The sequence below is a fragment of the Arthrobacter sp. SIMBA_036 genome (assembly GCF_046535135.1).
GTDB lineage: Bacteria > Actinomycetota > Actinomycetes > Actinomycetales > Micrococcaceae > Arthrobacter.
Map to the genome: position 1 here is coordinate 1 of NZ_JAWRXG010000367.1, position 249 is coordinate 249.

Annotated in this window: 1 pseudogene; it reads left to right on the plus strand. The window is 31.7% G+C overall.

The annotated features are described in order from the left end of the window. Positions 1-249, plus strand: a pseudogene (locus SB659_RS20200) (histidine kinase); the annotation flags it as partial.

Below are 249 nucleotides of genomic sequence, written 5' to 3' on the forward strand. Positions count from 1 at the left end.
TATATTTTATATTGTAAAGGTGAGTCAAACCAGAAAATCGATAGCTGGGTATGTCCTAATTCTCTTCCTGTTAGATATCTCAATAGCTTATATGAGTGCTGGTGGTCCCTCAAGAGGTCATGAATTTAACAGATATATAAATTTGTTTACCTTCATTGCCTCACCTATATTTTATCTCCAGTTTATTCAAGAGTATTTCAAGGAATTAGGTAAAAAATTTGCCAATCGCTTGATTTCTTTTCTATATAT